The sequence below is a fragment of the Actinomadura geliboluensis genome, assembly GCF_005889745.1.
GTDB lineage: Bacteria > Actinomycetota > Actinomycetes > Streptosporangiales > Streptosporangiaceae > Spirillospora > Spirillospora geliboluensis.
Map to the genome: position 1 here is coordinate 1 of NZ_VCKZ01000447.1, position 7,112 is coordinate 7,112.

The window sequence follows — 7,112 nt, forward strand, 5'->3', positions numbered from 1 at the left end:
CCCTCGCCGACAGCCCGGCTGCAGATGCCCCCGGTCCGCCGTCGCGGTGGCTGCCATGATGAAACTTACGAGGCATCGCGGGAAAAACCATACTTTGACGGGGTGATTTTGTGAACAGCATCGTCCATCGATAGGTGTGAAGCACAGTGCACTCCACTCAGCTCGACCTGCCCCCAGGGTGAGGAGGATGCGTCTGCACAGCAGGACGGAGTCGGCTAGCTCGTCCACCCGTCGCCTTCGACCGATCGTGGCTGTGGCGACGCTGGTGGAAGCGGCGTCCAGGTACGCTGCCGGGGGGCAGGTGACGCTCCCGCACTGTGTTTGCCTCCGGTGAGGTGAGGGCGAACGGATCCCTTCTGAGAGCGAAGTCCAGGGAGCCATCAGTCACGCTGCCGCCAGCACCGCACTCCCAAATCGGCGTCAATCGTCTGATCAATTGCGTTCATGTATGCGCTCATCGATCGAGGGACTCTGCACGCAGCCGCGGACACCGCCGCGTTATGACCCCGTTCGCGTCGGGGCGTCATCTGGGACGCGCGTGAGCGACTCAGAGTGGCGACCGAGCATGATGACGAACCATGGGGCTGATCGGAAGACTGTTCCGGCGCTAGATGATAGACCTGTTGTGTGGCCGTAATTCAGCACCTGTCGATGAGGGTCCCCTGGCGAGACCGTCCGTGGGATCAGTTCATCTGTGACGACCCCTTGAGTAACTCGTCGTGCACGTTGCTCGCCGCGATCGGCAGGCGACGGGATGACGCGTTCGAGGTCACCCACTCGAGCGCTGGGATCGATAGCCTCGATCAGGACCGGCTACCGTGCCTTAGCGAGCGCGCGACATTTATGTCACCGTTGGGATACTCCGTCGTCAAACAGCACCCGTACCGGCATAACAGTGCGCTAAAGGGCAAGCTGTACGACACCCCCGTCACTCTTCCTGGGTACGCGTTCGAGGCAGTTCCGTTCCGCTGGATGAACCGCGAATCCTTCGCGCAGGAGATCGGGCATGACCGAGTCCCCTCCTTCAACCTGACCGCGGAAGAGGTTGCTGATGCCACACTGCGCTATACCCCGCCTTGGGTGATGGACGGAGAAAACCAACGTGCCATCATGGAGGCATTCTTCGAGCCCGTCGCCACGGGCGATTCGTTGGTCTTCGCCTACCTGAAGCACTCGCCGCTTCAAGAACAGCGCACCGACCGACTACTGGTCGGTGCCGCACGGGTCACGCGCGTCACTCCGCCTGCAATGTGGGATCAATCGGAAGACGCGCCGTTCAGGTCCTCCATGTGGGAGACGATTGTCGAGCACTCGCTACGTGTCGACATGACCGACGGGATCTTGCTGCCCTACCAGCAGCTCATTCCTCTGATGGACGAGGGAACCGACGTCGACCCGGCGCTCGCATGGGCTCCTGAGGGTCGCACGGTCGAGTTCTCGTACGTGACCGAGCATCTCTCCGACGATGCCGCCCTTGAGGCGCTGGCCTCTCTCCAATCAGCTGCCGAAGGCATGCGGGGACTGGGCATCGAGGTACCTGACGCTGGCCGTGAGTGGCTGCAGAGTCAGATCGAGCGACTCTGGCAGCTGCGTGGTCCCGTTCCAGGCCTACCGGGCGTGCTCAAGGTAATCGGCGTCCAGCAGCCGTACGTGGCAGCGCGAGCAGTGATCGGAGAGGCTGGAGACGAAACTGACCCGTGGGACCTCCTGCAGACGGTCTTCACCGACCCGTCTGGCGCGCCGAGCACCATAAAACCGCACATCGGTGCCCTCCAAGCCAGGATCTGGAAGAAGGTGCCGTCCGAGCGTCAGGCTGTCCTGCGGTTGCTCTCCGGCTTCGACATCTCCCCGGCCCAGGTGCAGATGCTGCTCGAAGGTGATACCGAGGTCGAAATGGTGGCCGAGGACCTGCTGGAGAACCCGTACCTTGCTTCAACCTGCACCTACGGCATGGTAGAGCACGTTCCGTTCACGACCGTCGACCGTGCGTTGTTTCCGTCGACACACGTCACCTGGAAACCTCCGATTCCCGATAAGCTCGAACTGGAGGGCCATCTCGACCGGCGCCGGATCGAAGCACTGCTGACCGATGTGCTCGAACGGCAAGGACGGCAGGGTGACACGGTCGTACCAGAACACGAAACCATCACGCTGGCAAACGATGTTGCACTTGCCCAGCCGCCTGCCCTGACCACGACGATCTTGGCAGGCCTCGATCTGGACCATGATGGACTCAACGAGTGGAGCGAGTGGTCACCACTGACAACTCTCTCGCTCGCTCATGGCCAACCTGCGTACAAACTCACACGCTTCGAAGAAACCTCTTCCGTCATTCGGGACTGGGTCGAGGCTCAGGAGAGCCGGGTCCCCTACGGGCCGGTCACGGACGCCAGGACAGCGCTGGACAATGCGCTGGACCAGAACCAGGACGTCACGGGAGACATCGACGAATTGGAGGACCGCGCCCGCACCGAGAAGGCTGCCGGTCTGTCTGCGCTCCATGAGGCGCCGCTTTCGGTGCTCATTGGGCCGGCAGGAACGGGTAAGACCACGCTGCTACGTGCCTTGGTTGAGTATCCCGAAGTTGCCGTCGGCAACGTCCTCCTCCTTGCGCCGACGGGTAAGGCGAAGGTCCAACTGGAAACCAAGGTCAAGTTGCCCGCCAGGACGCTTGCGTCTTATCTGAGCAGCACCAAGAGGTACGAGGGGGAGACGGGCCGTTATCTCGTGTGGGGAGACCAGCAGCCACGGCACAACTATGCGCTGGTCGTCATCGACGAAGCATCGATGCTTACCGAAGAGATGCTCGCCGCTACCCTTGATTCCCTTGCTGGGGTCAAGCGACTCATCCTTGTCGGCGACCCGCGCCAGCTACCACCAATCGGCGCTGGCCGTCCCTTCGTCGACCTCGTCAACAAGCTCCGGCCTGACAAGTTCAGCAGCTGGGTTCGGGTTGCACCCGGCTACGTCGAACTACAGGTGCCTCGGCGGCAACTCGCTGATGGTAGCCATGGTGAACGGCACGACCTCGAGCTGGCGGCCTGGTTCGGCGACAACACCCGAGGGGCGGCCGACGAAGCCATTTGGGCAGAGCTGGCCGCCAACCCCGATCTGCCCACCGTGCGATACGTGCCCTGGAGCGACCGGACTGCTGTTGAGGTGCTGACTGACGAGCTTGAACATAATCTCAATCTCGACGGCGACCCCGACCCGATACGAGCCTTCGCGCTCACCTACGGCGGCGTGATCAACGGCCCCTACCTGAACTGGCAGGTCGGCGCGGGTAAGGACGCCGAAAGATGGCAGATCCTATCCCCGACCCGATCACGAGCGTTCGGCACGGTAGAGCTGAACCGCCACATCAAACGCACGTATCGGGGCGGCGACACCTCGTGGGCACAGAAGAACACCCCGAATGGCAACATCCCGAGGCCTATCGGACCCGAGCTGATCGTTCGCGGTGACAAGGTCATGCAGACCACCAATAAGAAGCTGTCTGCGTGGCCCAAGCACGGCGGAATGAACTACGTTGCGAACGGAGAAATCGGCGTCGCCATCGGATATGTGACGCCAGCAAAGAAGGCGCCGAAGAATAAGCTTCGCCTCAACGTCGAGTTTTCCTCACAACCCGGATTCCAGTACTCGTACTGGCCGACGGATTCTGATGACGCGCTACTCGAACTCGCATGGGCGGTCACCGTCCATAAGGCGCAAGGATCAGAGTTCGACACGACGTTCCTCTTCCTCCCTGCTCGGGCCAACGTCTCTCGCGAGCTCATGTACACCGCCCTCACCAGGCAGAAGGACAAGGTCGTCATCCTGCATGAGGGCACACTCTCCGACCTGCGGGAGCTCGCGCAGCCCTGGCGCTCGGAGACCGCTCGGCGGCTTACCGACCTGTTCGAGGTTCCACACCCGGTAGAGCTCGAGATCCGGGGCGAGGGTCGCCGCTTCGACCGGAAGCTGATGCATGTTTCAGCAAGCGGTATCCCGATGGCGTCGAAGAACGAGGTCATCATCGCCGGTCTTCTCGACCGACTTGTTCCAGGTCATTGGCGATACGAAGAGCCTCTGACCGGTTCCGACGGACGCGTCGTCCTCCCTGATTTCACGATCGCGGCTGCCGATGGGCGAACGGTGTACTGGGAGCATGCGGGCATGCTCGACCTACCCGACTATGCCCGGAAGTGGGAACTCAAGAAAGCCTGGTACGCCGACAACGGCATCCTTCCGCACGACCAAGGTGGCGGATCGAACGGCTCACTCATGTGGACTGATGACCTCGACGGCGCCAATGCGAAGGCCTGGTTGATGCTCGCTTCCGAGGTTCTTGGGGTAACGCCGGCCACGATTCCGAAGTCATCGGGCGACAAGCAAAGCCAAGCACGGCGAGTCAGGAGGCAGGCGCGACGGCGTCCAAGGCAGTAGGGAACGAAGCCGAGTGCCAGGTTGGATGCTCGAAGATCGATGGACGACGGTCACGGAGTCCCAGTTCGAGCATGAGCGGCGCGGCCTGGAGGCGATTCGGGAGCAGCTGCCAGACGCTGATCCGTGGCGCGCACGGTCGAACTTCACGTTCACCGCCAACACCGGCCACATCCGGGAGGTGGACCTGCTGGTCGTTACCCCCGGTGGCGTCCACATGATCGAACTGAAGAACTGGCATGGCCGCGCCTAGCCACCAAGAACGGCACCTGGGTGCAGACGACGCCGACCGGACGCCGCGTCCCGCATGGCAACCCGCTGCATCTGGCCAACCAGAAGGCCAAAGAGCTCGCCGGGCTGCTGGCCCAGAAGGGCGAACGCGTGTGGGTCGGTGCTGGGGCGTGCTTCACCGACTCTCGCTGCGGGTCCGGCTGCCGGTGGGTGAGCAGCACAGTGTGCAGACCATCGATGAACTCCTGTAGATGCTCCGCCGTCCCCCGAATGACGAGCGACGGCGGATCACCGGTCCCCGCTCCCGGGCGATCAAGGCCGCGCTGGACCGGGTCGGCATTCGCCGCAGCGAGGCGGAGTTCAAGGTGGGCCCGTACCTGCTGGAGCGCAACGCGTTCGACACGGGCCCGACCTGGGCCGACCACCTGGCCCGGCACAGTGAACTGCACGAGCCGGCGCGGCTCCGGATCTATCTGAGCGAGCGCGGCGCCGACACCTCTATACGGCGGTCGGTGGAGAGCGCCGCCCGGCGTGGGGCCGACGTTCTGCAGCGGTTCCGTCATCCGGGCGTGGTCCAGCTGAAGCAGTACGACCCATCCGGTCACTCCGCCGGCCCCGCCCTTGTGCTCGACTGCGACCCCCACACTCTGCGGCTCGACGAGTACCTCTTCCGCTACGGCGACAAGCTTGGCATTCTCGACCGTATGGCCCTGGTCCGGCAGCTCGCCGGGACCGTCCGCTCTGCCGAGTTGCGCTGCGGTCGCTGCTGCTCGTTCTGTCGGCTGTCGCTTGCCTGAGCGGTCGCCGGCGTGGGGGGCGGTGTACGCGGCTGACATCACCAAGAGGCCGCGACGTGTCCGGCCGCTGCTGCGACGGCGGCACGGGCTGGTGCGCTGGCGGCGGCAGCGGTGACCGCGAGGCAGGTCAACAGCTGGCGGCGCCGCACATCGTCCTCCGCGGGTGGGTGGATCGTCACCGTAGAGGTGATGCCCAGTGCGGCCGGGGTGATCTCCAAAACTTCGGCGAGGCGGCGAAGGGTGGATAAGTCGTCCAGGGCCTGGGCGCCGGTCTCCAGGCGGGAGATGGTGGAGTGTGAGCAGTGGAGGGGGTCGGCGAGGTCGCGCTGTGTCCAGCCGCGGGCGACACGGGCAGACAGGACGAGCATTCCGAGGCTCGGGCTCATGGCGGCCCCCCGGATCAGAGGAACGAGCTCAGGAGAGTTATGCCCGCCGAGCGCTCGTCCGAGCCATGGTTGAGTGACCCTGGCTGGGTGCATCGTCCGGATCGTGTCGGGTGGCTCGCTGGCAGCGTCGCGAGCGGGTGGGCAGAGACTCAGGTTTTGAACGGTGGAAGGACGAGGCGGTTGTCTCTCGGCGCTGGTCTGGGGCGGACGGTGTCCGTGGGTGGTGGCGGAGTTCGCGGACAAATGACGGACAAAAGATCTTGAGGCCGGTCTCCTGTGTGGAGATCCGGCCTCTGATCTGGCGGTTTCTGTCGGGGTGGCGGGATTTGAACCCACGACCTCTTCGTCCCGAACGAAGCGCGCTGCCAAGCTGCGCTACACCCCGGTTGGTGGCTGCCCGGGAGTCGTACGTTCTCCCGGCGCCTAGTCCACCTTAGCGGATGTCTGGGGGTGCTGCGTCCCTATTTACGGGCTGTGAAGGCGGTCACTGCGCCGGTGGGGGTGAGCTCTATGTCTCTGAGGCCGGCGTTCGTCAGCCAGGTGTGGAGGTCTTCGGTGGTGCCCGGGGTGCCGAAGATGCCTAGGCGTTGGAAGGTGCTGATCAGGGGGTCGCGGTTGGTGCCTCGGACCAAGGTGGTGCCGCTCAGGGTGCCGCCTGGGCGTAGGACGCGGGTCAGTTCGGCTATGGCTGCGGCTGGGTCGTCCAGGCAGTGGAGGCCGTTGTAGGTGACGCAGGCGTCGAAGGTGGCGGGGTGGAAGGGGAGGGCGTAGATGTTGGTCTGGACGAGGGTGTTTGTCTTGCGGCGGGCTCGGTGGAGCATGGTGGCGGAGAGGTCGGCGGCTACGTGGCGGGGGCCGCGGGCGGCCATGCCGCCGCCGCAGGGGATGTCCAGGGTCAGGGCTGTTGGGTCTTGGGTGGATATGGCCCTGTGGAGGTTGGCTATGTCGTAGTTCCAGAGGATGCGTGCACCGAGGCGGGAGAGTGCGCGGTTCTGGACGGCGTAGTCGTAGAGGGTGGAGAGGGCGGTGGCGGTCTTCCAGTTCACGTCCGGGGGACGAGGGTCAGCAAGGACGCCTCTGGGGGGCAGCAGAAGCGCATGGGGGCCTTCGGGGACGTGCCCAGGCCCGCGGAGACGTGCAGCCAGGAGCCCTGGTGCCGGTGCAGGCCCTTCACGCGGGGGCGGTCGAGGCCGCAGTTGGTGGCGAGGGCGCCGTAGAAGGGGACGCAGACCTGGCCGCCGTGGGTGTGGCCGGCGAGGAGGAGGTCGTAGCC

5 protein-coding genes, 1 tRNA gene and 1 pseudogene are annotated in these 7,112 nt (G+C 64.5%); 3 read left to right on the forward strand and 4 right to left on the reverse strand.

Annotated features, from left to right (window positions below; translation table 11 throughout):
- The first annotated feature begins 726 nt into the window (after nt 1-726).
- The 3 genes from ETD96_RS37995 (at nt 727) to ETD96_RS46240 (ending at nt 5,453) form a co-directional block, all read left to right on the forward strand.
- The gene (locus ETD96_RS37995) at nt 727-4,428 is read left to right on the forward strand and encodes an AAA family ATPase (RefSeq protein ID WP_205719661.1); all 3,702 of its coding nucleotides are present in this window, start codon (nt 727-729) and stop codon (nt 4,426-4,428) included.
- A 25-nt stretch (nt 4,429-4,453) separates the two neighbouring features.
- Nucleotides 4,454-4,678: an NERD domain-containing protein gene (locus ETD96_RS46235; RefSeq protein ID WP_205719662.1), complete on the forward strand. Its 225-nt coding sequence runs from the start codon at nt 4,454-4,456 to the stop codon at nt 4,676-4,678.
- 229 nt (nt 4,679-4,907) lie between these two features.
- Complete coding sequence (locus tag ETD96_RS46240; protein ID WP_205719663.1) at nt 4,908-5,453, forward strand: hypothetical protein; 546 nt, start codon at nt 4,908-4,910, stop codon at nt 5,451-5,453.
- A 38-nt stretch (nt 5,454-5,491) separates the two neighbouring features.
- Here ETD96_RS46240 and ETD96_RS38005 read toward each other — a convergent pair whose 3' ends face one another.
- From ETD96_RS38005 to ETD96_RS38020, 4 genes and pseudogenes are all read right to left on the reverse strand, one after another.
- On the reverse strand, nt 5,492-5,839 hold the full coding sequence (locus ETD96_RS38005) for a helix-turn-helix domain-containing protein (RefSeq protein ID WP_171069431.1): 348 nt from the start codon (nt 5,837-5,839) through the stop codon (nt 5,492-5,494).
- Nucleotides 5,840-6,150: 311 nt separating this feature from the next.
- Nucleotides 6,151-6,224 (reverse strand) — tRNA-Pro (locus ETD96_RS38010).
- A gap of 76 nt (nt 6,225-6,300) precedes the next feature.
- Nucleotides 6,301-6,885 carry a class I SAM-dependent methyltransferase gene (locus ETD96_RS38015; protein ID WP_138641334.1) on the reverse strand — a complete coding sequence of 195 codons (585 nt, stop codon included), beginning with the start codon at nt 6,883-6,885 and terminating at the stop codon, nt 6,301-6,303.
- A pseudogene (locus ETD96_RS38020) lies at nt 6,882-7,112 on the reverse strand (metallophosphoesterase); the annotation flags it as partial. The pseudogene ETD96_RS38020 and the gene ETD96_RS38015, both read right to left, overlap by 4 nt.

What these genes read in the sequence shown, in the direction of transcription:
- ETD96_RS46235 (WP_205719662.1), top strand. Translation starts at nt 4,454, where the DNA reads ATGCTCGAAGATCGATGGACGACGGTCACGGAGTCCCAGTTCGAGCAT.
- ETD96_RS46240 (WP_205719663.1), top strand. Translation starts at nt 4,908, where the DNA reads ATGCTCCGCCGTCCCCCGAATGACGAGCGACGGCGGATCACCGGTCCC.
- ETD96_RS38005 (WP_171069431.1), bottom strand. Translation starts at nt 5,839, where the DNA reads ATGAGCCCGAGCCTCGGAATGCTCGTCCTGTCTGCCCGTGTCGCCCGC.